The organism is Paraburkholderia kururiensis JCM 10599 = LMG 19447, from assembly GCF_003986935.1.
GTDB classification, from domain to species: Bacteria; Pseudomonadota; Gammaproteobacteria; order Burkholderiales; family Burkholderiaceae; genus Paraburkholderia; species Paraburkholderia kururiensis.
Genome location: NZ_RJZE01000007.1, coordinates 158,238 through 180,121, shown reverse-complemented (window position 1 = coordinate 180,121; position 21,884 = coordinate 158,238). Strand labels below are relative to the sequence as shown.

Annotated in this window: 23 protein-coding genes and 1 riboswitch; of the genes, 10 read left to right on the top strand and 13 right to left on the bottom strand. The window is 66.2% G+C overall.

Going from position 1 to position 21,884, the window contains the following annotated elements:
• Positions 1-113: 113 nt before the first annotated feature.
• Positions 114-1,121: a 2-hydroxyacid dehydrogenase gene (locus tag PKKP23_RS10605; protein ID WP_017772921.1), complete on the top strand. Its 1,008-nt coding sequence runs from the start codon at positions 114-116 to the stop codon at positions 1,119-1,121.
• Here PKKP23_RS10605 and PKKP23_RS10600 read toward each other — a convergent pair.
• On the bottom strand, positions 1,106-1,627 hold the full coding sequence (locus tag PKKP23_RS10600) for a plasmid fertility inhibition factor family protein (RefSeq protein ID WP_126876835.1): 522 nt from the start codon (positions 1,625-1,627) through the stop codon (positions 1,106-1,108). The two genes, PKKP23_RS10605 and PKKP23_RS10600, sit on opposite strands and share 16 nt — an antisense overlap.
• 282 nt (positions 1,628-1,909) lie before the next feature.
• Between PKKP23_RS10600 and PKKP23_RS10595 the strand changes: the two genes are divergently transcribed.
• From PKKP23_RS10595 to PKKP23_RS10585, 3 genes are all read left to right on the top strand, one after another.
• Positions 1,910-2,719 (top strand): crotonase/enoyl-CoA hydratase family protein, encoded by an 810-nt coding sequence (locus tag PKKP23_RS10595; protein WP_126876834.1) that lies wholly within the window; start codon positions 1,910-1,912, stop codon positions 2,717-2,719.
• Positions 2,720-2,985: 266 nt separating this feature from the next.
• The gene (locus PKKP23_RS10590; protein WP_126876833.1) at positions 2,986-4,167 is read left to right on the top strand and encodes an MFS transporter; all 1,182 of its coding nucleotides are present in this window, start codon (positions 2,986-2,988) and stop codon (positions 4,165-4,167) included.
• Between the two features lie 54 nt (positions 4,168-4,221).
• Entirely contained in the window at positions 4,222-5,379 is a 1,158-nt protein-coding gene (locus PKKP23_RS10585) for an MFS transporter (protein ID WP_126876832.1), read from the top strand.
• A gap of 143 nt (positions 5,380-5,522) precedes the next feature.
• On the opposite strand, the gene fahA is transcribed toward PKKP23_RS10585, so the two are convergent.
• The 3 genes from fahA to PKKP23_RS10570 form a co-directional block, all read right to left on the bottom strand.
• The gene (fahA, locus tag PKKP23_RS10580; protein WP_161978094.1) at positions 5,523-6,881 is read right to left on the bottom strand and encodes a fumarylacetoacetase; all 1,359 of its coding nucleotides are present in this window, start codon (positions 6,879-6,881) and stop codon (positions 5,523-5,525) included.
• Positions 6,878-8,206: a homogentisate 1,2-dioxygenase gene (gene hmgA / locus PKKP23_RS10575; RefSeq protein ID WP_126876830.1), complete on the bottom strand. Its 1,329-nt coding sequence runs from the start codon at positions 8,204-8,206 to the stop codon at positions 6,878-6,880. Before hmgA ends, fahA begins: the two co-directional genes overlap by 4 nt.
• Before the next feature lie 100 nt (positions 8,207-8,306).
• Positions 8,307-9,692, bottom strand: a complete 1,386-nt coding sequence (locus tag PKKP23_RS10570) for an MFS transporter (protein ID WP_017772914.1) — start codon at positions 9,690-9,692, stop codon at positions 8,307-8,309.
• A gap of 309 nt (positions 9,693-10,001) precedes the next feature.
• Here PKKP23_RS10570 and PKKP23_RS10565 point away from each other — a divergent pair, with 309 nt between their 5' ends.
• Positions 10,002-10,832 carry an EAL domain-containing protein gene (locus PKKP23_RS10565; RefSeq protein WP_126876899.1) on the top strand — a complete coding sequence of 277 codons (831 nt, stop codon included), beginning with the start codon at positions 10,002-10,004 and terminating at the stop codon, positions 10,830-10,832.
• 154 nt (positions 10,833-10,986) lie between these two features.
• Here the strand turns inward: PKKP23_RS10565 and PKKP23_RS10560 are convergent, their stop codons facing one another.
• Positions 10,987-11,787: an IclR family transcriptional regulator gene (locus PKKP23_RS10560; protein ID WP_126876829.1), complete on the bottom strand. Its 801-nt coding sequence runs from the start codon at positions 11,785-11,787 to the stop codon at positions 10,987-10,989.
• A gap of 171 nt (positions 11,788-11,958) precedes the next feature.
• On the opposite strand from PKKP23_RS10560, the gene PKKP23_RS10555 reads away from it, so the two are divergent.
• Positions 11,959-13,149, top strand: coding sequence for an acyl-CoA dehydrogenase (locus PKKP23_RS10555; protein ID WP_126876828.1), 1,191 nt, complete (start codon positions 11,959-11,961; stop codon positions 13,147-13,149).
• A 156-nt stretch (positions 13,150-13,305) separates the two neighbouring features.
• On the opposite strand, the gene PKKP23_RS10550 is transcribed toward PKKP23_RS10555, so the two are convergent.
• Entirely contained in the window at positions 13,306-13,944 is a 639-nt protein-coding gene (locus PKKP23_RS10550) for a peroxiredoxin (RefSeq protein WP_126876827.1), read from the bottom strand.
• 325 nt (positions 13,945-14,269) lie between these two features.
• Between PKKP23_RS10550 and PKKP23_RS10545 the strand changes: the two genes are divergently transcribed.
• From PKKP23_RS10545 to PKKP23_RS10535, 3 genes are all read left to right on the top strand, one after another.
• A complete protein-coding gene (locus tag PKKP23_RS10545) occupies positions 14,270-14,572 on the top strand; it encodes an ElaB/YgaM/YqjD family protein (protein WP_026121058.1) in 303 nt (100 codons plus the stop codon).
• A 114-nt stretch (positions 14,573-14,686) separates the two neighbouring features.
• Entirely contained in the window at positions 14,687-15,073 is a 387-nt protein-coding gene (locus PKKP23_RS10540; protein WP_017772908.1) for a phage holin family protein, read from the top strand.
• Positions 15,074-15,249: 176 nt separating this feature from the next.
• Positions 15,250-15,711 (top strand): DUF3318 domain-containing protein, encoded by a 462-nt coding sequence (locus PKKP23_RS10535; RefSeq protein ID WP_126876826.1) that lies wholly within the window; start codon positions 15,250-15,252, stop codon positions 15,709-15,711.
• Between the two features lie 136 nt (positions 15,712-15,847).
• Here the strand turns inward: PKKP23_RS10535 and PKKP23_RS10530 are convergent, their stop codons facing one another.
• The 7 genes from PKKP23_RS10530 to glyA form a co-directional block, all read right to left on the bottom strand.
• Positions 15,848-16,279, bottom strand: coding sequence for a type IV pilin protein (locus PKKP23_RS10530; protein WP_126876825.1), 432 nt, complete (start codon positions 16,277-16,279; stop codon positions 15,848-15,850).
• Between the two features lie 18 nt (positions 16,280-16,297).
• Complete coding sequence (locus PKKP23_RS10525) at positions 16,298-16,897, bottom strand: pilus assembly PilX family protein (protein ID WP_240658883.1); 600 nt, start codon at positions 16,895-16,897, stop codon at positions 16,298-16,300.
• Positions 16,894-17,745, bottom strand: coding sequence for a PilW family protein (locus tag PKKP23_RS10520; protein ID WP_126876824.1), 852 nt, complete (start codon positions 17,743-17,745; stop codon positions 16,894-16,896). Before PKKP23_RS10520 ends, PKKP23_RS10525 begins: the two co-directional genes overlap by 4 nt.
• An 8-nt stretch (positions 17,746-17,753) precedes the next feature.
• Entirely contained in the window at positions 17,754-18,188 is a 435-nt protein-coding gene (locus PKKP23_RS10515; RefSeq protein ID WP_240658882.1) for a type IV pilus modification PilV family protein, read from the bottom strand.
• On the bottom strand, positions 18,185-18,745 hold the full coding sequence (locus PKKP23_RS10510; RefSeq protein ID WP_126876822.1) for a GspH/FimT family protein: 561 nt from the start codon (positions 18,743-18,745) through the stop codon (positions 18,185-18,187). Before PKKP23_RS10510 ends, PKKP23_RS10515 begins: the two co-directional genes overlap by 4 nt.
• 177 nt (positions 18,746-18,922) lie before the next feature.
• Positions 18,923-19,414, bottom strand: a complete 492-nt coding sequence (gene nrdR / locus PKKP23_RS10505; protein ID WP_017772901.1) for a transcriptional regulator NrdR — start codon at positions 19,412-19,414, stop codon at positions 18,923-18,925.
• A 6-nt stretch (positions 19,415-19,420) separates the two neighbouring features.
• Positions 19,421-20,668: a serine hydroxymethyltransferase gene (gene glyA / locus PKKP23_RS10500; RefSeq protein ID WP_114809115.1), complete on the bottom strand. Its 1,248-nt coding sequence runs from the start codon at positions 20,666-20,668 to the stop codon at positions 19,421-19,423.
• Positions 20,669-20,829: 161 nt separating this feature from the next.
• A riboswitch (ZMP/ZTP riboswitch) is annotated at positions 20,830-20,930 on the bottom strand.
• A gap of 172 nt (positions 20,931-21,102) precedes the next feature.
• Between glyA and ydfG the strand changes: the two genes are divergently transcribed.
• The gene (gene ydfG, locus PKKP23_RS10490) at positions 21,103-21,849 is read left to right on the top strand and encodes a bifunctional NADP-dependent 3-hydroxy acid dehydrogenase/3-hydroxypropionate dehydrogenase YdfG (RefSeq protein ID WP_126876821.1); all 747 of its coding nucleotides are present in this window, start codon (positions 21,103-21,105) and stop codon (positions 21,847-21,849) included.
• The last annotated feature ends 35 nt before the right edge of the window (positions 21,850-21,884 follow it).

The window sequence follows — 21,884 nt, the reverse complement described above, 5'->3', positions numbered from 1 at the left end:
GAGGCGCGGGTGCGCCTGCCTCGGACAGCTTCATACCGCCGACACCGACCCGCCATCGCGCCTGCCCTGCCCGCCGGCACGGCGCGACGATCTCACCCAGCCGGAGCATCACGATGCGCATGATCCTCTTCAGCAGCCGCCAGTACGACATCGATACCTTCAACGTGGCGAACGCGGCCAACGCCGCCTTCGGCTTCGATCTTCACTTCCAGGAGTCGCACCTCGACGCGGACACTGCCGTGCTCGCGCGCGGCTTCGACGCGGTGTGCCCATTCGTCAACGACACACTCGACGCCGCCGTGCTCGAACGGCTGCACGAAGGCGGCGCGCGCTTCATCGCGCTGCGCTCGGCGGGCTTCAATCATGTGGATCTGGCGGCGGCCGCGCGTCTGCAACTGCCCGTGGCGCGCGTGCCCGCGTACTCGCCCTATGCCGTGGCCGAACACGCGGTGGGGCTGATTCTTGCGCTGAACCGCCGGCTGCCGCGCGCCGTGGCGCGCACGCGCGAAGGCGACTTCTCGCTGCACGGGCTACTCGGCTTCGACCTGCACGGCAAGACGGTGGGCGTGATCGGCACGGGCATGATCGGTCGCGTGTTCGGCCGCATCATGGCGGGCTTCGGCATGCGCGTGCTCGCCTATGACCCCGGCACGCCCGCCGCCGACCTGCTCGCGCTCGGCGCGCAATACGTGCCGCTCGACACGCTGCTGGCCGAAGCGGACGTGGTGAGCCTGCACTGTCCGCTGCTGCCCTCCACGCATCATCTGATCGACGAAGCCGCCATCGCGAAGATGAAGCGCGGCGCCATGCTCATCAACACGAGCCGCGGCGGACTGGTGGAAAGCAACGCGCTGATCGGCGCGTTGAAGAGCGGCCAGTTGGGCCACCTGGGGCTCGACGTCTATGAGGAAGAAGGCGGCCTCTTCTTCGAAGACCATTCGAACCGCCCGCTGCAAGACGACGTGCTCGCGCGCCTTCTGATGTTTCCGAACGTGATCGTCACGGCGCACCAGGCGTTCTTCACGCGCGAGGCCATGGACGAAATCGCCCGCACCACGCTCGCCAACCTCGCGGCGTGGCGCGACGGCGAGCCGCGCAACCTCGTTCAGCTGCCGGCCTGACCGTACAGCACGAGTTCCGGTGCGGGCTCGGGCAAGCCGCAATACTCGCGCAGCAGCCTGGCCTCGCGCTCGTGCACCTCGACGGGCAGCCACTCGGCGCCGGCATCGGCGAGATAGCGCGCACGGTGCTGGCCGTTGCGAAACGCCACCACGCCCACGTGCTCTACGCCGATCCAGCCGAGAAAGCCCGGCGAGCGGCGCCGCGTGACGGTCACGTAGGGCATCTCCGGAATGCGCTCGTTGTCCGGATCGAGGAACTCGCGGATGCCCCGCTCCTTACCCACGTGCCACTCGTGCACGGGCTTGAGCACATAGTCGGTGTCGTCACGGTCCGCGCACTGCAGCAGCTTGCGCACGTCGACGATCACCACCTCGTGGCGCGAACCGTCCGACGTGAACACGCGCTTCAGACGCACGTAGTCGTAGTGCCGGTGATTGGCCAGAGGAATGGTCCAGAGCGGCTCGGTGAAGCCGCGCGGCACAGCACTCGAATCGGACATGAGCATGACAAGACCAGAACCAGAGATCAGAACTATTCCAACGACGATCGCCCCAGGGGTGATTTCAATTCTCGCCGCACACGCGGCCACGGCCGCCGCAGCTTCGCGGCCTCAAAAAAGCGCCTAAGCTACGAGCGGCCGGTGAAACGCGTGTGACACGCAAGGCATGCCTGCGCAAGCTCGCACGCGCCTTCGCGAAGCCCATGCGAGGTGCATGGGAGCCGCAACGCAAGCAAAGATGCACCGTAGAAGCAAGACGCATACCGCAGTCCATACATGGAGAACGGCATGATCTGCGAAACCTTCAGCGAATACGTGCGAATCGAAGCGACCGATGCAGTGGCCACGATCGTGCTGGACCGTCCCGCGCGCCGCAACGCGGTGGACCGTCCGACCGCCGAGGCGCTCGCCGCCGCGTTTCGCCGCTTCGAGGCAAATGCCGCCTGGCACGTGGCGGTGCTATTCGGCGCAGGCGGCACGTTCTGCGCCGGCGCGGATCTCACGGCGCTCGCCGACGACGCGCGCCGCAACGAGATTCATGCCGACGGCAGCGGCCCCGGCCCGATGGGGCCCACGCGCATGACGCGCTCGAAGCCCGTCATCGCCGCGATTACCGGCTACGCGGTGGCGGGCGGGCTCGAACTGGCGGTCATGTGCGACTTGCGCGTGGTGGAGGCCGACGCAGTGCTCGGCGTGTTCTGCCGGCGTGTGGGCATTCCGCTGATCGATGGCGGGACGGTACGACTGCCGCGGCTCATCGGGCTCTCCCGCGCGCTCGATCTGATCCTGACCGGCAGGGCCATCCACGCCGATGAAGCGCTCGCGTTCGGGCTGGCGAATCGCGTCGTGCCGAAAGGCGAGGCGCTCGCAGCGGCCCAGCAACTCGCGGCGGAACTCGCCGCCCTGCCGCAAGGCGCCTTGCGCGCGGACCGCCGCTCGGCGCTGGAAAACAGCCCGCTCGACGACATGGCCGAAGCACTGCGCCGCGAAGGCGCCGGCGGCTACCAGGCGCTGATCGAAGAAGGCGCGGCCGGCGCGGCACGCTTCTCGGCAGGCGCGGGACGGCACGGCAAAGAGTTCGATGACAAAGGCCCGTGATCGGGCTGCGGCGGTCGAGGTCCCTGGCCCTGGACAGCCGCAGCCCGAATGCCGGAAGGCCTGTGAAAACCCTTTCCGATGAATGGATTAGGTGAAAAACAACAGTCTTCAGCCGCCGCTTCAACGTGCGCTTCAACGTGTTTTCGGCTTAGGTAAAATCCCCTACTGATTTTCACCTGGCCGTCGCCCGCTTCCTTGTCCCGAGAACGCGCGAGCGCCCGCCTCCCCGCAACTCCCACGCACCCCACGCCCACGGCCGCGCCATCATGCCCTTGCCCCTGCTTGCTCTTGCCGTTGCCGCATTCGGCATTGGCACCTCCGAGTTCGTCATCATGGGGCTCCTGCCCGACGTGGCGCGCGACCTCGCCGTCTCCATTCCGGCCGCGGGCATGCTCGTGTCGGCCTATGCGCTCGGCGTGACGATCGGCGCGCCCATCGTCGCCATCGTCGTGGCCAACATGCCGCGCAAGCAGGCGCTCATGCGGCTCATCGGCATCTTCATCGTGGGCAATCTGCTGTGCGCCATCGCGCCCGGGTACGCGGTGCTGATGGCCGCACGCATCGTCACGGCGTTCTGCCATGGCGCGTTCTTCGGCATCGGGTCCGTGGTCGCGGCGGGGCTCGTCGCGCCGAATCGCCGTGCGCAGGCCATCGCGCTCATGTTCACCGGGCTCACGCTCGCCAACGTGCTGGGCGTGCCGCTCGGCACCGCGCTGGGTCAGCTGGCCGGCTGGCGCGCCACGTTCTGGGCCGTGACGGGCATCGGCGTGGCGGCGGCCATCGCGCTTGCCGTCTGCCTGCCCGCGAAGATCGAAATGCAGAAGGCGAGCCTCGTGCACGAGTTCACAGTGCTGAAGAATCCGCAGGTGCTGATGGTGCTCGGCATCAGCGTGCTGGCGTCGGCGAGTCTCTTCTCCGTGTTCACCTACATCACGCCGATTCTCGAAGACGTGACAGGCTTCACGCCGCACGCCGTCACGCTCGTGCTGCTGCTCTTCGGCCTCGGGCTCACGGTGGGCAGCACGCTGGGCGGCCGGCTCGCGGACTGGCGGCTCATGCCGTCGCTGCTCACCGTGCTCGTGTTGATCGCGACGATCGAAACGGTGTTCGCGGTGACGATGCATTCGGCCGTCGGCGCCATGGCGACCGTGTTCGTGTGGGGCGTGCTCGCGTTCGCGATCGTGCCGCCGCTGCAGATGCTGATCGTCGATCGTGCGAGCCATGCGCCCAATCTCGCCTCCACGCTCAACCAGGGCGCCTTCAACCTGGGCAACGCGACGGGCGCGTGGCTGGGGGGCGCCGCCATCGGCGCCGGCGCGCCGCTCACTTCGCTGCCGTGGGTGGGCGTCTCGATGGCGGTGGGGGCGCTTGCGCTCACGTTCGTTTCGGCGACGCTGGAGCGGCGCGCGCAACGGGTGCCGGTTGCCGGGCCGACTACCTGCGCGTAGCGGACAGCACCCGCCGCGGGCCTCGCGCCCGTTCCCGTAGTAGCATGCCGCCCGATGAAGGCGATCCTCACTCGCGATTTCTTCGCGCTCATTCTCAGCGTGGCCGTGGTCGGGCTCGGCTCCGGCGCCACGCTTCCGCTCACCGCGCTCGCGCTCACCGACGCGGGCTACGGCACAGACGTCGTCGGTCTGCTCACCGCGGCCCAGGCCGGCGGCGGTCTGCTCGTGGTGCCCGTCACGGCCTGGATCACGCAGCGCTTCGGCGGACGGCAGGTGATCTTCGGTGCCGTGCTCGTGGTGGCCGCGGCCACGGCGCTCATGCAGGCAACGCCCGACCTGTGGGTCTGGGCCGCGCTGCGCGCGCTCTGCGGCGCGGCGCTGATGCTGCTCTTCACGATCGGCGAAGCGTGGGTCAACGAGCTGGCCAACGACGCCACGCGCGCCCGCGTGGTCGCCGTCTACGCCACCACGTTCACGCTGTTCCAGATGGCGGGGCCGGTGCTCGTGAGCCAGATCGCGAATCTGACGGCGTGGCGCTTCGTGCTGTGCGGCGCGATCTTCGTGACCGCGCTGCCCATGCTGGCCACCATCCGCGCCACACCGCGGCAAGCGGGCGGGCACGAGCCGCACGGCACCTGGCGTCACGTGCTGCCGCTCATGCCCGCGCTCGTACTCGCCACAGCGTTCTTCGCGCTCTTCGACACCCTCGCGCTTTCGCTGATGCCGCTCTTCGCGATGGCGCACGGCATTCCGGGCGGCGTGGCGGTACTGTTCGCCTCCGTCACGCTCGCGGGCGACACGATGCTGCAATTTCCGATTGGCTGGCTCGCGGACCGCCTGGGCCGCGAGCGCGTGCATCTCGGCGCGGGGCTCGTGGTGCTGCTGCTTCTGCCGCTGCTGCCCTGGACCGTGGGCGCGTCGTGGCTGCGCTGGCCGCTGCTGTTCGTGCTGGGCGCGGCGGCGGGCGCGGTCTATACGCTCGCCGTGGTCGCATGCGGCGAACGCTTTCGCGGCGGCGCGCTGGTGTCCGCGAGTGCGCTGCTGGGTGCCACGTGGAGCGCGGCGAGCTTTGGCGGCCCGCTGATCGCGGGCGCGCTGATGAAGCGCGTGGGCAACGACGCGCTCATCGGCGTGCTGTTCGCGGGCGCCCTGGCGTTCCTCGTCGCAGCGGTGCTGGAGAAGCGGCGCGGCGGGGCGCAGGTCGCGCAGTGAGGTGAGGCGGCGGTGGGGCCTCGATTGGGTCGAGGCGATGCTGTGGTGAAGCCTCGATTGGCTCGAGGCAATGCCAGCGCGGAGCCGAGCCGCGCAGGCCCCACGCATAGATTGCAAGGCGAGGCAAAACCCCGCCCCGCCGCTTACTGGCCCACAGGCAACGCCGGCAAGATCATCCCCACGCAGGTGCCGAAGCCGACGCGATACCCTTCGCCCTCGCACCAGCCCGCCAGTGTGAGTTCGTCGCCGTCTTCGATGAAGCTGCGCGTGCCGCCTTCCTTCAGCGCGACGGGCCGCTGGCCGTTCCACGTGAGTTCCAGCAGGCTGCCGGAGGAGTCCTCAGTCGGCCCGCTGATCGTGCCCGATCCCATCAGATCCCCCACGCGCATGTTGCAACCGGCCACCGTGTGGTGCGCGAGCTGCTGCGCCATCGTCCAGTACATGTGGCGGAAGTTCGTGCGGCAGATCGTGGTGGCCTCGCGCGCGCCCTCGGCACGCAGCCGCACTTCGAGCGCGATGTCGAATGCGTGGCGGCCGCCGTGGCGCAGGTAGGCGAGCGGCTCCGGCTCCTGAGCGGGCTGCTGGACGCGAAACGGTTCGAGCGCGTCGAGCGTCACGACCCACGGCGAGATCGTCGTCGCGAAGCCCTTCGAGTTGAACGGACCGAGCGGCACGTATTCCCACTGCTGAATGTCGCGCGCGCTCCAGTCGTTGAGCAGCACCATGCCGAAGATGTGGTCCTCGGCAGTCTCGCATGCGATGGGTTCGCTGAGCGCGCTGCCGCAGCCGATGAAGAAGCCCGTTTCGAGTTCGATGTCGAGCTTGCGGCACGCGCCGAATACGGGGCGCTCTTGCTCGGGCAACTTGAGCTGGCCGTTGGGGCGGCGCACCGGCGTGCCGCTCACCACCACCGACGACGCACGCCCGTTGTAGCCGATCGGCATTTCGAGCCAGTTCGGCAGCAGCGCGTTCTTCGGATCCCGAAACATGGCCCCGACGTTGGTGGCGTGCTCCTTCGACGAATAGAAGTCCGTGTAGCCCGGAATGTCGACGGGCAGATGCAGCGTGGCGTCAGCCATGCGCACCAGCACGCGCTCGCGCAAAGCGGCGTTGTCGCGCAGCGCGGCGTTGTCGTTATCGCGCGCGAGCAGGTCGCTCAGCTGGATGCGCACGCTGCGCCATACGTCGCGGCCCGCGGCCATGAACGCGTTCAGCGTGGCGGCAGCCAGAACCTCGCGCGCCGCATCGGCCGACAAGCCTGGCAATGTGAGCAAACCTGCGTCGTGGAGCGCGGCCAGATCGACGATGGCGTCGCCAATCGCCACGCCCACGCGGCGCCGGCCATTAAGTGCGTTGCGTGCGTCGCTGAACACGCCGAACGGCAGGTTCTGGATGGAGAAGTCGCACAACGGATGGTTAGCGCTTTCGATCCAGCTCTTTCGCGAAGGATCGAGCGTCGCCTTGAGGGCTTCCGCGGCGGCGGACGGTGTCGCGTAGGTCATCGTTGCTCCGGGTTGAAGTGCTTCTTGAGGCCTTGCCAGCATTCGAAGTAATGCGCCTGCAACTGCGCGGTCTCCAGCGCGAAACGCGTCGGGCGGATCAGCGTGCGCGTTTCGAACATGAAGGCCATCGTGTCAGCCACCTTGTTGGGCTTCGAGGTGTCGATGGCCGAGGCTTTTTCGAACGTCTCGGCGTCCGGCCCGTGGCCCGTCATGCAGTTGTGCAGGCTCGCGCCGCCCGGCACGAAGCCTTCGGCCTTCGCGTCGTAGACGCCGTGCACGAGGCCCATGAACTCGCTCGCCACGTTGCGGTGGAACCAGGGCGGACGGAACGTGTCTTCCGCGGCGAGCCAGCGCGGCGGGAAGATCACGAAGTCGATTGCATCCACGCCGGGCGTGTCGCTCTGCGACTGGAGCACGAGGAAGATCGACGGGTCCGGGTGGTCGTAACTGATCGAGCCGATCGTGTTGAAGCGGCGCAGATCGTATTTGCACGGCGCGTAGTTGCCGTGCCATGCAACGACGTCGAGCGGCGAGTGTCCGATGTCCGCGCGCCACAGGCGGCCATCCATCTTCGCGACGAGTTCGAAGGCGCCCTCGCGGTCTTCGTAGGCCGCGTGCGGCGTGAGGAAGTCGCGCGGATTCGCGAGCCCGTTCGAGCCGATCGGCCCGAGATCCGGCAGGCGCAGCAACGCGCCGAAGTTCTCGCAGATGTAGCCGCGCGCCTCGCCATCGGGCAGGCTCACCGTGAAGCGCACGCCGCGCGGAATCACGGCGATCTCGAAGGGCTCGATGTCGAGCCGGCCCATTTCCGTGGCGATGGCGAGGCGACCTTGCTGCGGCACGATCAGGAGTTCGCCGTCGGCGTCGTAGAAATAGCGGTCTTTCATCGAGCGGTTCGCCGCGTACAGATGAATCGCGCAGCCGCTCATCGCGTTGGCCGAGCCGTTGCCGGCCATGGTGACCCAACTGTCCACGAAGTCGGTGGGCGCGGTGGGCATGGGCAGCGGGTCCCAGCGCAGCTGGTTCGGCGAGGTGGGCGGCACCGTGCCGAAGTCGGCGACAAGACGCTCCGACGGCAACGCCGTGAACGGCTGGTGCATCGCGGCGGGACGGATGCGATACAGCCACGTGCGGCGATTGTGCGAGCGCGGCGCGGTGAACGCCGTGCCCGAAAGCTGCTCGGCATAGAGCCCGTAAGGCGCGCGCTGCGGCGAGTTGCGGCCCGCAGGCAACGCGCCGGGCAGCGCTTCGGTGGCAAATTCGTTGGCGAAGCCGGACTGGTAGCCCGGTTCGATCTCGTGTCGAAGCGGTTGAGCTTGGGTCATGGGAACGGTTCTCCCTGGAACAATGAAAATTCAGGCGATATGGGTCGGGTTCAGGCCGAGGGTTCAGGCTGCGGGATCAAGCCGAGGGTTCAAGCGAAAGTCACGCGGCGTCCACGGCGGCACTCGTGCCCGGCCGCGACAGGCTGGCGAGCACGACCACGAGCAGCGCCGAGCACAGCACGGGCACAGCCGCGGCATGGAACAGCGCCGCGTTGGACCAGTTGAGCGCAATCAGCTGCCCACCGACGAGCGGCCCGATCACCGAGCCCACGCGTCCAATGCCGAGACTCCAGCCGATGCCGGTGGAGCGCAGCGTGGTGGGGTAAAAGTGGCCGGCGAGCGCGTTGACGGCAGGCTGTCCGCCCACCACGCAGAAGCCGCCCGCGAACACGGCGACGAGCAGCCAGGGCAGCATGTGGGCCACGCTGCCGATCGCGCCCACGAACACGGCCGCACCCGCGAAGCACGCAAGCAGCACGCGCACGAAACCGAACCGCTCGATGAACCAGCCGAGCAGCAGCGTGCCGATCACACCGCCCGTCTGCAGCACGGTGCCGACGATCACCGCCGTGGAAGGCGTATAGCCCGCTGCGCGCATCACGGTGGGCAGCCAGTTCGAGAGGAAGTACAGATCGATCAGGTTCATGAAGCTGATGCCCCAGAGGATCAGCGTCACGGGCGCGCGGCCGGCGCGAAAGAGTTCGGCCACGGGCGCGCCGGCATCGGCCTTCTCGCGCACGACGAGACGGGTTGCCTCGGACACGGCGAGCGTCGGGTCGAACTTCGCGAGCCAGCGGCGGGCCCGCGCAACATGGCCCTTGAGCACGAGGAATTGCAGCGACTCCGGCAGCACCGCCACCATCGCGATGGCAAGCAGCAACGGCACGACACCGCCCACCCAGAACACCGCGCGCCAGCCATAGGCGGGAATCAGCGCGGCGCTCACGAAGCCGCCCAGCGCCGCGCCCACGGTGAAGCCGCAGGAGACCAGCATCATCCGCTTCACGCGATGCGCGGGCGTGGAGAACTCGCCGACCAGCGCCATTGCGTTCGGCATGATGCAGCCAAGGCCAAGGCCCGTGACGAAGCGCAGCACCATGAGCTGGGCAATCGTGGTCACGAACGGCGTGGCAAGCATCGCGGCGGCGAAGAACGCCGTGGCGCCGATCAGCACCGGACGCCGTCCGATACGGTCGGCCAGCACGGAAAGCCCGAGCGCGCCGAGCAGCATGCCGAAGAGGCTCGCGCTAAAAACCGGGCCCAAGGCGGTCTTCGAAACATGCCATTCCCCAATCACGCTGGGCGCCACGTAGCCCATGGCCTGCGCGTCGAAACCGTCGATCACGAGACACAGTCCGCACAGCACGAGCAGCAAGACCTGGAAGCCGGGGCGATGCGCTTCGGCAAGCACGCGCTCCACGTCGAGCGTTGCGGCCGGAGCCTGCGATTGCCGTGGCGCGGGGGAAAAGCCGGGGGTGGGGGTCATCGATGCGTCTCCTCGCTTCGGGGGCTTTTGTGGGGGGCTTTTGTGGAGTCTCTCGGGTGCGCCTATGTGTCGCAGCGGCGCAATTTACGCATAGTAAAACGAATTACGTTTAGTGAAATCAACGTAAACCCTGGCCTGCACCCGGAAGGCCGCGACACCGATATGGATATGACCAATAAGTCCATGTGCCGCGAGCGCAGACTGCTACCATCGACGCATAAAGCGGCCCGTCCCGCGGCCCAACCGAGGGCCCTGCTGCGCGGCCCGAATGCGCCTCACCATGCGCCTTTCAAGCCCACACCCACCACGATGATTGCCCTCACCACCTCAGAACTTGTCGCCCGTGCCGCGGAGCATCCATTCCTCGGCGAGCACCTCGCCATGGGTACCGGCGCGCACGAGGGGCATGCGGTCGCGCACTTCGGCGGCGTGGAGATCGGCAGCGCCTACGAGCCCATCTTCGACATCAGCGTGCATGGGCTCGCGCAGTCGCTCTCGTCCGAACCGGAGAGCGCCGACCGGTTCGGCGACGAACTGGGCTTTCAGGCCATCACGAAGCGCACCGATGGCGAGCGGCCCGAGCCATTCGAGCCGCTCGACTACGCGACCGACGACCAGCAGCTTGTTGCGCTCGACCGTATGGCGCGCGCGATGCACGCCATCAATTTCTTCGGGGCGCAGCAACACGGACTGCTGTTCCTGCGCGTGCACGAGCGGCTATTGAAGAGCGTGAAGTACGACCACGGGCGGCACTTCTCGACGGTGCTCGTCTCGTTCGGACTGAATCCGGCGCGCGTCGTGATCGAGCTGCCGCCCGCGGCGGTGGCGCACAAGACGTTTCTCGGCTATCTCACGAAGAGCTATCAGCTTTACGGGTTCAAGGTGGCGGGCAATCTGCCGAACGCCGGGCAGATTCTGTCGGTGTCGGACATGGCGCGGCTCGACTTCATCAAGATGGACGCAGCCGCGGCGTTGCGCGATTCGATGGTGAAGCCGCTGGTGGGCTACGCGGGAAAGCTGCGCATTCCGCTCATTTTCAGCGGCGTGCGCGATGCGGCGCAGTTCGATCTGCTCCAGCAGTACGACGTCCGCTTCGTGCAGGGGCCACTCTTCGCGCTGCACAGCAACAAGGCCGTCTGAAAGGGCGAGCCGTTTTCTTCTTCGTGGCGTCTTTCGGGCGCACGTATCGCACGTATCGCACGTATCGCACGTATCGCACGTATCGCACGTATCGCACGTATCGCACGTATCGCACGTATCGCACGTAACGCACGTGCCGCAGGTGTCGGACGTATCAGCCCGTCGCGCCGAGTTTTCGCGCCAGCGCCTTGAGTTTCGGCGCCACGCGCGTGCGAAACACCGCCTCATCCATCGACGACGCCGGGCCGCTGCAACTCAGCACGAGCAAGCGACCATCGCGCGGCTCCCGCAAAGGCACCGCGACGGCGTTGACGTCGTCGTGCCAGTCGCGAAACGAATAGCAGCAGCCCTCGCCCGCAAACGCGTCGATCTCGTGCTGCGCGGCCGCGACCTGCGCCGCCCCGCCCTTGCCCGCCGCCTTCTTCAACTCCACGAGCAACGACGCGCGCACGTCCTCCGGCTGCACGGCGAGATACGCGCGGCCCATGGAGCTCGTGAGCATCGAGAGCCGCGAACCCGGCGCGAGCCCGAGCGTGAGCGCCGTTTCGCTGCGAATCGTGTCGAGATAGATCATGTCGAGGCCATCGCGGCAACCCAGCGAAACCGCCGCGCCCACCTCGCGTGCGAAGGTGCGCATGTGCGGCCGGGCGAGTTCGAGCGTGTCCGTGCCCGAGAGCAGCGCGAAGCCGAGCGAGAGCACGCCGGCATCCAACGCGTACTTGCCCAGCGCCTCGTCGAAACGCAGATAGCCGAGCACGGTCAGCGTGTAGGCGAGCCGGTTGACGGTGGCCTTGGGCAGCCCCGTGCGTTCGACGAAATCGCGATTGCCGAGCAGCGTCTCGCCCGGACGGAACGCGCGCAGCAGATCGAGCCCGCGGGCAAGCGCGACGACGAATTTGCGCTCGTCGATGGGGGCGGAGGAATCGGGTGCGGTGATGTCGGACGAGCTGGACATGGCGGCGAGCGATGAATGCGGCGGATGCAGGAACAGGGGTCTGGCCGGTCAACGTCAGGTAGCTGCATAGGCCGCACAACGCGTGTACACTGAGCGCTGATTTGCAAAACATTGTTCCGCATAGCGGAACTTCAGTCAAGCACGATTCCAGCCAGATCGAGGAGAGACGTCATGGCCGATACCGCCCGCTTCCACTGGGACGACCCGCTGCTCATCGACCAGCAGCTCACCGAGGACGAGCGCATGGTGCGCGACGCCGCCCAAGCCTACGCGCAGGACAAGCTCGCGCCGCGCGTGCTCGAAGCCTTCCGCCACGAACGCACCGACGCGGGCATCTTCCGCGAGATGGGCGAGCTGGGCCTGCTCGGCCCGACCATTCCCGAGCAGTACGGCGGCCCCGGCCTCAACTACGTGAGCTACGGGCTGATCGCACGCGAAGTGGAGCGCATCGATTCGGGCTACCGGTCGATGATGTCGGTGCAATCGTCGCTCGTGATGGTGCCGATCTTCGAATTCGGCTCGGACGCGCAAAAGGAGAAGTACCTGCCGAAGCTCGCCACGGGCGAATGGATCGGCTGCTTCGGTTTGACCGAGCCCAACCACGGCTCCGACCCGGGCAGCATGGTCACGCGCGCGAAGAAGGTGGACGGCGGCTTCTCGCTCTCGGGCGCGAAGATGTGGATCACCAATTCGCCGATCGCGGACGTGTTCGTGGTCTGGGCGAAGCTCGAGGAAGACGGCCAGGACACCATCCGCGGCTTCATTCTGGAGAAAGGCTGGAAGGGACTTTCGTCGCCGGCCATTCACGGCAAGGTGGGGCTGCGCGCGTCGATCACGGGCGAAATCGTGATGGACGAAGTGTTCGTGCCGCAGGAGAACATGCTGCCCAACGTGAGCGGCCTGCGCGGCCCGTTCACCTGCCTCAATTCGGCCCGCTATGGCATTGCGTGGGGCGCGCTGGGTGCGGCGGAATCGTGCTGGTACACGGCGCGGCAGTACGTGCTGGACCGCAAGCAGTTCGGTCGTCCGCTCGCCGCCAATCAGCTGGTGCAGAAGAAACTTGCCGACATGCAGACCGAAATCACGCTCGGCCTGCAAGGCGTGCTGCGCCTCGGACGCATGAAGGACGAAGGCACGGCGGCCGTGGAGATCACCTCGATCATGAAGCGCAATTCATGCGGCAAGGCGCTCGACATCGCGCGGCTCGCGCGCGACATGCTGGGCGGCAACGGCATCTCGGACGAATTCGGCGTGGCGCGGCATCTGGTGAACCTCGAAGTCGTGAATACCTATGAGGGCACGCACGACATTCACGCGCTGATTCTCGGCCGCGCACAGACGGGGATTCAGGCATTTTTCTGAGTTGAAGGCCCGTGCGCGAGCGTGTTTGCGGGAGGTTCGCTCGTGTGGTGTGGTGGTGGGCCACCGCGTTGCTGATGCGTCGTTAGTAGCAGCATAGAAAAAAGCCACGCCGGTTCGCCGGCGTGGCTTTTTCATTGTGATGCGCGGCCTTGTCGCTTACTTGTTCGGCTGCGGCGTCAGGCGCAGGTAGGGACGCAGCGCCTTGTAGCCCTTCGGGAATTTCTGCTTGATCACGTCCGGATCCTGCAGCGACGGCACGATCACCACGTCTTCGCCCTGCTTCCAGTTGCCGGGGGTGGCAACCTGATAGTTGTCGGTGAGTTGCAGCGAATCGATGACGCGCAGCACTTCGTCGAAGTTACGACCCGTGCTGGCCGGATACGTGATGATGAGCCGCACCTTCTTCTTCGGATCGATCACGAAGAGCGAGCGCACCGTGAGCGTTTCGTTCGCGTTCGGATGGATCATGTCGTACAGCTGCGAGACCTTGCGATCGCCGTCGGCCAGAATCGGAAAGCCGACGCTCGCGGCCTGGGTTTCGTTGATGTCGTTGATCCAGTCCTTGTGCGACTGGACGTTGTCGACGGAGAGCGCGATCGTCTTCACGTTGCGCTTCTCGAATTCGCTGGCGAGCTTCGCGGTCAGGCCGAGTTCCGTCGTGCACACCGGCGTGAAATCGGCGGGATGCGAGAACAGCACGCCCCAGCTATCGCCCAGCCACTCATGAAACTTGATGCGGCCAATGGTCGAATCCTGTTCAAAATCGGGCGCGATGTCGCCAAGACGTAGACTCATGATGCGGCTCCTTGATGGGTTCGTGCCCGTCCAGGAACGCCCTGGGCGGACTGATAAATTTACAGCATACGAGCGCCGACCCGCACCACGAACAAACATCGCGTCACTACTTTATGAGATTTTGTAATTTCGGGCGCGATGAGGGAAACTTTGCGGGACAGATCCACTCCGTCATGGGATCATCAATGGTCAACGGTGGACCGGGCAGCCTGTGGCGGCAGGAACGGATCCTGCGTCGCCCCCGGCACGTGCCGTGCGGCTTGCTCGCCACCGATCGTTTCTTTGACTACGATTCATGCGTAGCGTGACCCGAAGGGAGCTGTCAATGTCAGAAGTCAACAAGGAGAGACTGATGTCGGATATCAAAACTGTTCTCGCGGACGCTGAAGACCTGCTGAAGCAGGCCGCGAGCGCCACCGGCGAGCGAGCCTCCGAACTGCGCGAGACCGCGCTCACCCGTCTGAAACAGGCGAAGGAAAAGGCCGCCGACGTCCAGGTCGTGGTCATCGAGAAAGGCAAGAAGGCGGCCCGCGCCACCGACGACTACGTGCACGAACATCCGTGGTCTTCGATCGGCATCGCCGCCGGCGTCGGCGTGCTGATCGGCCTGCTGATCAACCGCAAGTAACGCACGGCGTGGCCGCCGGAGTTTCGCTCCGGTGCGCCGCCGCGCTCTCGTGCCGGCCGATTGCGCGCCGGTCCGCATCTTCTCGCGCCCAGACGCGCGCAACGCACTCTCGCCATGACGACAGATACTCAATCGCAACGTGCGGGTCACGGTCCGGTGCGCCGCATAGTCGGCTCCATATTTTCCATCCTGCATACTCGGCTCGAGCTCATCAGCATCGAGCTGGCCGAGGAGAAAGATCGCCTGCTCGGCGTGCTGTTCCTCGGACTCGCCGCAATGATGCTGGCCACGATGGCCTTGATCGCGCTCACGGCACTGGTGGCCATCGCGTTCTGGGACACCTGGCGCTGGCAGGCGCTAGCCGCGATCACGGCGGTGTACGCAATCGCCGCACTGTTCTGCGCGCTCAAGGCGCGCAACGGACTGCGCAACGCGCCGCTCGTGTTCGAATCCACCCTCGCCGAGTTCGAAAAGGACCGCGAGTTGTTCAGGAAAGACTGAGGGCGGGTGCGTGCGCTCGCCCTGGCCTTCATGTGTTGCGTACTGCATTGCGTCCATGTGTTGCGTTCGCGCGTTGCATCGGCGCTGGCGAGGCCGCCGTCTCGCCAGCCGCCTGAACCGGTAGCCGGGTCCGCTCCTGAATCCGTCGCCTCAACTTTTTTTCCTCCGCCCTCGCCATGAGCCAGAACCGACCGGACACCGCCTTTCGTCCCAAACGTCCTCCGCCGAAGGACCTCTCCGCGCCGCAACTGCGGGCATTGCGCAAAGAACTGTTGCTCGTGCGTGCCGACGTGGAGCGCATGGAACTCGCCGAGGCGACGTTCGAACTGAAACACGCCGTGACGCACTTCCGCTGGCTGCGATTCCTCTTGCCGATGTTCGGGCAAGGCGGCGCAAAAGGCGCGGGCATTGGCCTGCTGCTGCGGGACCATCCGCTTGTCGGCTCGCTCCTTTCGCTGCTGCTCGCCAAGCCGCTCCGTGCGGGCATCGCCAAGGGCGCAAAGCCGGCGCTCAAGTGGGGCGCCGTCGCGCTGGGTGCGTGGGAAGCATTCCGCATCTGGCGGCAGATCCAGGCGGAAAAGCGCGAAGCCGAAGACTCGGCCGACGCCGCAGACGGTGATGTGGGCCTTGCGGAATAGCCTGGCGTCGCCCCTGCGTCTGCCTGGGCGACGCTGCTCACGGGCATAGGCTCGCCGCATTCCCTGCCCGCGTTCATCGGCGGCAGAGGATGCGGGCGAGACACCGTTTCCGCCCATGCCTGTTCGTATCGTGGGCTCATCTGGCGCTCCAGCAATCATCCGTGCTAGTCGTGCCTGTTCCCGGCCCGCCATGATTCGACCGACGGCCCGTTGCTTCCAGCGCGAAGGTGCCGCACGCGTCGCCGTGCATCGGCCCTGCGTCGGCCGGCTCCGCTTCGATCGCGTAGCCTCCATTGGTGTTGTCGGCGGCCAGCAGGCGAAGCTTGTAGATTGCAGCACCCGACGACGGCGCCTGATCCAGGCCCGCGGGCAATTCCTGAATGCTGGCCGGTGCCGCTGCTTCGACGAACTGTGCAGCGCGATACAGCGCTGCGGCCGCATCAGCCCGATGTGCCCTTGCCACCTGACTTCGGTACGAAGGAATCGCGAATGCAGCGAGCACCCCGGCAATCGCCAGCGCAATGGCAAGTTCGAGCAGCGTGAAGGCACGTACTGCGTTCGGTCTCATCCCGCTTGTCTCCTCCGGTTAAAACGGCCGCGCGGCAATACGCCGCCAGTGCCGCTCCACGTGGCCATCCTCGATCACGAGTTGCAGTTGAAGCCACGCCTGGGTCTCGCGCGTTGCGCCATATCCCCTCGCCGTGACGGCGAATGCCTCGGCCTGCGGACGCGAGGGAATGGACCAAGCTTCAACCGCACACTGCGGCGGTGTGACCGACCCCGGCCACTGCGGGACAGGTGCGAACGCATTGGACTCGAACCACGTCTCGCTCTTCCAGTTTTGCGGGTCGCTTTGCGCAAGGCTCGCTCCGAGCGTTGCGTCGCCATTCGCGCGACGACTTGAAACGAGTCTTCGCGCGCAAACCGTGAGCGCTGCGTCCGCAGCGTGAAACGCCTGGAGATGATCCGCAACCGCGCTCGCCTGTCGCGAAGACATCAACGACATCTCGAGCCATGCCGCGGATGAAACCAGCATGGTCGATATCACCACCAGCACGACGGGCAACGCTGCGCCACGCTTTGACCCGTCGGCGCGGCAGACCCGCGTTGCCGCATAGGCGGAACGCGGCGGGTTCGCAGACTGCGTTTGCCGCTGCAGGCATGGCATGCGAGAGCGGTTCGTCATGGCGATTTCGCCGGACTGTTGCGAACCGTCACGTAACGCGAAAAGGTGGTTCGCGCCCGCCCGTCCGAGGGCTCAACCGGAACGCCATCGCAGTCCACATAGCGCACGCGGCGTCCGGTCGAGCTGCCACGCACCTGTGCGCACACATCCACGCCGACCACGCGGCTCCACTGATCACGCGCCACGGCGGAAGCCTCGACCGCCTCCTGCACACCGGCAAGCCAGTAGCGAACGCGTAGTCGTTCCACACCCTCGACGAGAGGCTGAGCAACGCCTGGTCTTCCGGTCCCTTCGCAATAGAGTTCCGGCTCGCCGGTCGAACTGCTTGTCTTCGCGTAGTAGCGGTTGACGATCGTGGCGGAACCCGCGTTGAGCCCAGCTTCGGAGTCCGCCACGGACTGGCCCAGACAGTCGGTCGGCTGCCCAGTCGCCGAAGGCCACGTCGATACCCCGTCGCCGATGTAGCGCACAGCGAGACCGTCCGAGCTCGCACTTCCCGGTAGCGCCTCGCAGGCGAGCGCGTCGTCGGGGCCGATGGGGCGCGCACCGGCACAACCGAATAGCGGCATGGCCACCTGGCCCGTAGGCGTGGGGGCAGGCACGAAGCCCGCCATCTGGATCTGATCGCCAATCAGCACGAGTGCCGCCATGCCGGCTTCGCGCATTCGCTCCTGATCTGCGGCTGCGGTGAACGCCGCTCGCTGCGACCGGTACAGCGCAACGGCGCCCATCGTGATGGCGAGACCAAGCGCGATCGCGATCGTTAGCTCGAGCAACGTGTGGCCCTTCGGACGACTCTTTGTGTGGACCTTGGCCGAGCCTCGTGCGTGGTCGCCAATACGGTGCATGGGCGGCCTCATTGCGCAAACGCGATGGCCACGCACGCCATGCCCGGCGGCGCTGGCGCGTCGCCGCACTCAGTGGCCGGATCGATGATCTGGCCAGCGGCTGACGCGTTTCGGATAGCGGGCCACATGACCATTGCAACAGACGCGTTGCCGCTCGGCAGAACAGATACCGCCGCTCCGGGCGCGGTGTCTGCGCCGCGACGCTTCCATTGCTCAACGGCCGCTCTATTGATGGCATCCGATGCGTCGGACGAATGCGTGGATTCCGCCACCGCATCGGCGATCAGGGCCGCACGCTCGTGTAGTTCCGAGTCATGCCCATGCCGCGCAATCCACAGCTGCGTCGCCATGAGCCCGAGTGCCGAGACAGCGGTGAGCGCGACGGCAAGCATGACTTCGATCAGCGACGTCCCGCGGTTGAGTGCTCTTCGGGCCGAATTCACGACGATGCTCCGCACGCGCCCTCAGTCATCCGCGCGCGGCCGCCTGCCGCTATGCGAATGCAGCGCCGCCAACGGTTGCCACTCGTTGCAGCTGTTGTGGGTCGAGGAGAAAGTTCGAAGTTGCGCAAGCTGCCGATCGCCTGCCCTGCCGGTGGCGTAAATGCAATCGCCGTCAGTGCGCCACTCACACTCACGGACGGCAAGCCAGCCTGAATGCGAAGCGCCGACACGGCTCCACCCTGCGTCACCGTCACGGCCCAACCGCACGACCAGTCGGCGGCGCCTGAGGGACAAGCCGCCCCTGCGGCAAGACAGTTGCCGCCGGCATCCGCGCGGCAAACCGTGACGCGTGCGCCTCGCCGGACCGCTTCGCTGCGTGCGTAAGCAAACGTGCCAAGCAAGACCCGCGCACGCGCGTCTACCTGATCGCGCGCCCGCCAGGCGACGATGCCGGGGGTCGCCGCAACGGCAAGCACGGCAAGCAACACCACGACAACGAGCGTTTCAGTCAGCGTGAAGGCGCGAGCCTGAAGAAAGTGAGTGGCGTACCGATTCATCCGCAGTCCCCACAAAAAAGGATGCAGTGAATCTAGCGGCAGACGGACACACGCCACAATCGGCCGAACGGCCAGGTGGTAAGCAGGCGACCGACGCACAACAATGTGTGCTCATGCCGGTAGCGTCGGCCGGCGCCAGAGAAGAGAGAGGAACTGCGAATGAGGAAGGAAGAACCGTCAGCGCTTGCGACCAGGCTTGTCCGGCGCAGCCGGCCCAGCCATCCGGCGAAACTCCTCGATCACGTCCTCGAATTCGGACACGTCTTCGAAGCGCCGATACACCGAAGCGAAGCGCACGAACGCGACCTTGTCGAGTTCGCGCAACTCGTTCATGACCAGTTCGCCAAGCCGTTCGCTGCGCACTTCGCGTTCGCCACTGCCGAGCAGTTGATATTCGATACGGGCCACGGCGGCGTCGATAGCGTCCGCGGAGACGGGACGCTTGCGCAACGCCAGCTTCATGCTGGCAACAATCTTGCGCCGGTCGAATTCAGTGCGGCTGCCGTCCTTCTTGACCACCGCCGGCATCGCCAGCTCGACCCGCTCGTACGTCGTAAAACGTTTGTCGCAGGCCGAGCAGCGACGGCGCCGGCGAATGGCAGCGCCATCTTCGGACACGCGGGAATCGATGACCTGCGTGTCTTCATGACGGCAGAAGGGGCAGCGCATGACCGATCAGCGGTAGACGGGGAAGCGCTTCGTCAACTCCGCCACCTGGGCGCGCACGCGCTCGATCGTGGCCGCGTCTTCCGGATTGTCGAGCACGTCGGCAATCAGGTTGCCTACCTGCTCGGCTTCCTTCGCGCCAAAGCCGCGCGTCGTCATGGCGGGCGAACCGAGGCGGATGCCACTCGTCACGAACGGCTTTTCCGGATCGTTCGGAATCGCGTTCTTGTTGACGGTGATGTGTGCCGCGCCGAGCACGGCCTCCGCCGCCTTGCCCGTGATGTGCTTGGGACGCAGGTCCACCAGCATCACGTGGCTTTCGGTGCGGCCCGACACGATGCGCAGACCGCGCTTCACGAGCGTTTCGGCCAGCACGCGCGCGTTTTCCACCACCTGCTGCTGATACGCCTTGAACGAGGGCGACAGCGCTTCCTTGAACGCCACGGCCTTCGCCGCAATCACGTGCATCAGCGGACCGCCCTGGATGCCGGGGAAAATCGCCGAGTTGATCACCTTCTCGTATTCCGCCTTCATCAGGATCACGCCGCCGCGCGGGCCGCGCAGGCTCTTGTGCGTGGTCGTGGTCACGAAGTCGGCGTGCGGCACCGGGTTCGGATAGACGCCCGCGGCGACAAGACCCGCATAGTGCGCCATGTCCACCATCAGCCAGGCACCCACGCTCTTTGCGATCTTCGCAAGACGTTCGAAGTCGATGCGCAGCGCGAACGCCGATGCGCCGGCCACGATCAGCTTCGGCTTGTGCTCGTTCGCGAGTTTTTCGGCGGCGTCGTAGTCGATGTCTTCCGCTTCGTTCAGACCATAGCTCACGACGTTGAACCACTTGCCTGACATATTGACGGGCGAGCCGTGCGTGAGGTGGCCACCGTGCGCGAGGCTCATGCCCATGATCGTGTCGCCCGGCTTCAGCATGGCGAAGAACACGCCCTGATTGGCCTGGGAACCCGAATTCGGCTGCACGTTCGCGGCTTCGGCGCCGAAGAGCTGCTTCACGCGGTCGATCGCGAGCTGCTCCACGATGTCCACGTACTCGCAGCCGCCGTAGTAACGCTTGCCGGGATAGCCTTCCGCGTACTTGTTCGTCAGTTGCGAACCTTGAGCGGCCATCACCGCCGGGCTCGTGTAGTTTTCCGACGCGATCAGTTCGATGTGGTCTTCCTGACGGCGGTTTTCCTGTTCGATCGCCGCCCAGACTTCGGGATCGACGTTGGCGATGGTGCTTTCGGCTCTGTCAAACATACGGGTTCCGTTAAGTGTGTTCAGGTTGACCGGATTTCGCGCGAAACGCGTAGCGGGTACGCGGCGCTGCTGGCGGAGGAGCCAGCCTTGACGTGGCGGATGAAGAGGTGCCACACACGAGGCAGGACAGCCACCGGCAGCGCATACATCGGCGCGCGGATCACGGCTGCCCAGGCGAACGGCAAAACGGCTCCCTGCGCTTCACGGTGGGTCGTTCCACCTTGAACCCTGAAGGGTTCTATCGCCAGTCACGCAGGGTCGAGCGCGTTAGTTTATTGGAAGCGCCGGCAATAGGCAACCGAGGGTGTCAGCGCGCTTTTCACGGGCCGTGAGCGCCGCCGCACCACGCCCGACGTGGCCTTTATTGCCGCAGCGCGGCATTGGAAGTAGGCTTTGGCCTTCGTTAATTCGTCCTATATCGACGAGGAGCAGCCATGATCGTGTTCGTTACCGGGGCGTCCGCAGGATTCGGCGCCGCCATCGCCCGCGCCTTTGTGAAGGGTGGTCACCGCGTGGTAGCCGCCGCGCGCCGCAAAGACCGCCTCGACGCGCTGTGCGCCGAGTTGGGCGACAAGGTTCTGCCGTTCGAGCTCGACGTGCGCGACAGCGCAGCGGTCGCAGCCGCTCCGGCTGCCCTGCCCGCTGAATTCGCCGCGGTCGACGTACTCGTCAACAACGCCGGCCTCGCGCTGGGGCTCGAGCCGGCGCAGCGCGCCCTGCTCGACGACTGGCAAACCATGATCGATACCAACTGCACCGGCCTCGTGCACGTGACGCGCGCCTTCTTGCCCGGCATGGTCGAGCGCAACCGCGGCCACGTGTTCAATCTCGGCTCCGTGGCGGGGACCTGGCCGTATCCCGGCGGCAACGTGTACGGGGCCACAAAAGCCTTCGTGCGCCAGTTCAGCCTGAATCTGCGCGCAGATCTTGCGGGTACGGCGGTACGCGTCACCGACATCGAACCGGGTCTGTGTGGCGGCACGGAGTTCTCCAACGTGCGCTTTCGCGGCGACGACGAGAAGGCCGCGACCGTCTACAAGGACGTGCAGCCGCTCACGCCGGAAGACATCGCGGATTCGATCTACTGGATCGCAACGCGTCCGGCCCACGTGAACATCAACACGATCGAGTTGATGCCGGTCGCTCAATCGTTCGCCGGGCTCACGATCCACCGCGGATAAGGCACGAAGGCGCAGCGTGGAGGCATGTCACTGTG

Excerpts from the sequence above, each read along its gene's own strand:
- PKKP23_RS10585 (WP_126876832.1), top strand. The coding sequence starts at position 4,222 with ATGAAGGCGATCCTCACTCGCGATTTCTTCGCGCTCATTCTCAGCGTG.
- PKKP23_RS10595 (WP_126876834.1), top strand. The coding sequence starts at position 1,910 with ATGATCTGCGAAACCTTCAGCGAATACGTGCGAATCGAAGCGACCGAT.
- PKKP23_RS10525 (WP_240658883.1), bottom strand. The coding sequence starts at position 16,897 with ATGACGAACCGCTCTCGCATGCCATGCCTGCAGCGGCAAACGCAGTCT.
- fahA (WP_161978094.1), bottom strand. The coding sequence starts at position 6,881 with ATGACCTACGCGACACCGTCCGCCGCCGCGGAAGCCCTCAAGGCGACG.
- PKKP23_RS10590 (WP_126876833.1), top strand. The coding sequence starts at position 2,986 with ATGCCCTTGCCCCTGCTTGCTCTTGCCGTTGCCGCATTCGGCATTGGC.
- PKKP23_RS10520 (WP_126876824.1), bottom strand. The coding sequence starts at position 17,745 with ATGCACCGTATTGGCGACCACGCACGAGGCTCGGCCAAGGTCCACACA.
- PKKP23_RS10535 (WP_126876826.1), top strand. The coding sequence starts at position 15,250 with ATGAGCCAGAACCGACCGGACACCGCCTTTCGTCCCAAACGTCCTCCG.
- hmgA (WP_126876830.1), bottom strand. The coding sequence starts at position 8,206 with ATGACCCAAGCTCAACCGCTTCGACACGAGATCGAACCGGGCTACCAG.
- PKKP23_RS10550 (WP_126876827.1), bottom strand. The coding sequence starts at position 13,944 with ATGAGTCTACGTCTTGGCGACATCGCGCCCGATTTTGAACAGGATTCG.
- glyA (WP_114809115.1), bottom strand. The coding sequence starts at position 20,668 with ATGTTTGACAGAGCCGAAAGCACCATCGCCAACGTCGATCCCGAAGTC.
- PKKP23_RS10605 (WP_017772921.1), top strand. The coding sequence starts at position 114 with ATGCGCATGATCCTCTTCAGCAGCCGCCAGTACGACATCGATACCTTC.
- PKKP23_RS10570 (WP_017772914.1), bottom strand. The coding sequence starts at position 9,692 with ATGACCCCCACCCCCGGCTTTTCCCCCGCGCCACGGCAATCGCAGGCT.
- PKKP23_RS10600 (WP_126876835.1), bottom strand. The coding sequence starts at position 1,627 with ATGCTCATGTCCGATTCGAGTGCTGTGCCGCGCGGCTTCACCGAGCCG.
- nrdR (WP_017772901.1), bottom strand. The coding sequence starts at position 19,414 with ATGCGCTGCCCCTTCTGCCGTCATGAAGACACGCAGGTCATCGATTCC.
- PKKP23_RS10530 (WP_126876825.1), bottom strand. The coding sequence starts at position 16,279 with ATGAGACCGAACGCAGTACGTGCCTTCACGCTGCTCGAACTTGCCATT.
- PKKP23_RS10545 (WP_026121058.1), top strand. The coding sequence starts at position 14,270 with ATGTCAGAAGTCAACAAGGAGAGACTGATGTCGGATATCAAAACTGTT.
- PKKP23_RS10540 (WP_017772908.1), top strand. The coding sequence starts at position 14,687 with ATGACGACAGATACTCAATCGCAACGTGCGGGTCACGGTCCGGTGCGC.
- PKKP23_RS10565 (WP_126876899.1), top strand. The coding sequence starts at position 10,002 with ATGATTGCCCTCACCACCTCAGAACTTGTCGCCCGTGCCGCGGAGCAT.
- PKKP23_RS10510 (WP_126876822.1), bottom strand. The coding sequence starts at position 18,745 with ATGAATCGGTACGCCACTCACTTTCTTCAGGCTCGCGCCTTCACGCTG.
- PKKP23_RS10555 (WP_126876828.1), top strand. The coding sequence starts at position 11,959 with ATGGCCGATACCGCCCGCTTCCACTGGGACGACCCGCTGCTCATCGAC.
- PKKP23_RS10560 (WP_126876829.1), bottom strand. The coding sequence starts at position 11,787 with ATGTCCAGCTCGTCCGACATCACCGCACCCGATTCCTCCGCCCCCATC.
- ydfG (WP_126876821.1), top strand. The coding sequence starts at position 21,103 with ATGATCGTGTTCGTTACCGGGGCGTCCGCAGGATTCGGCGCCGCCATC.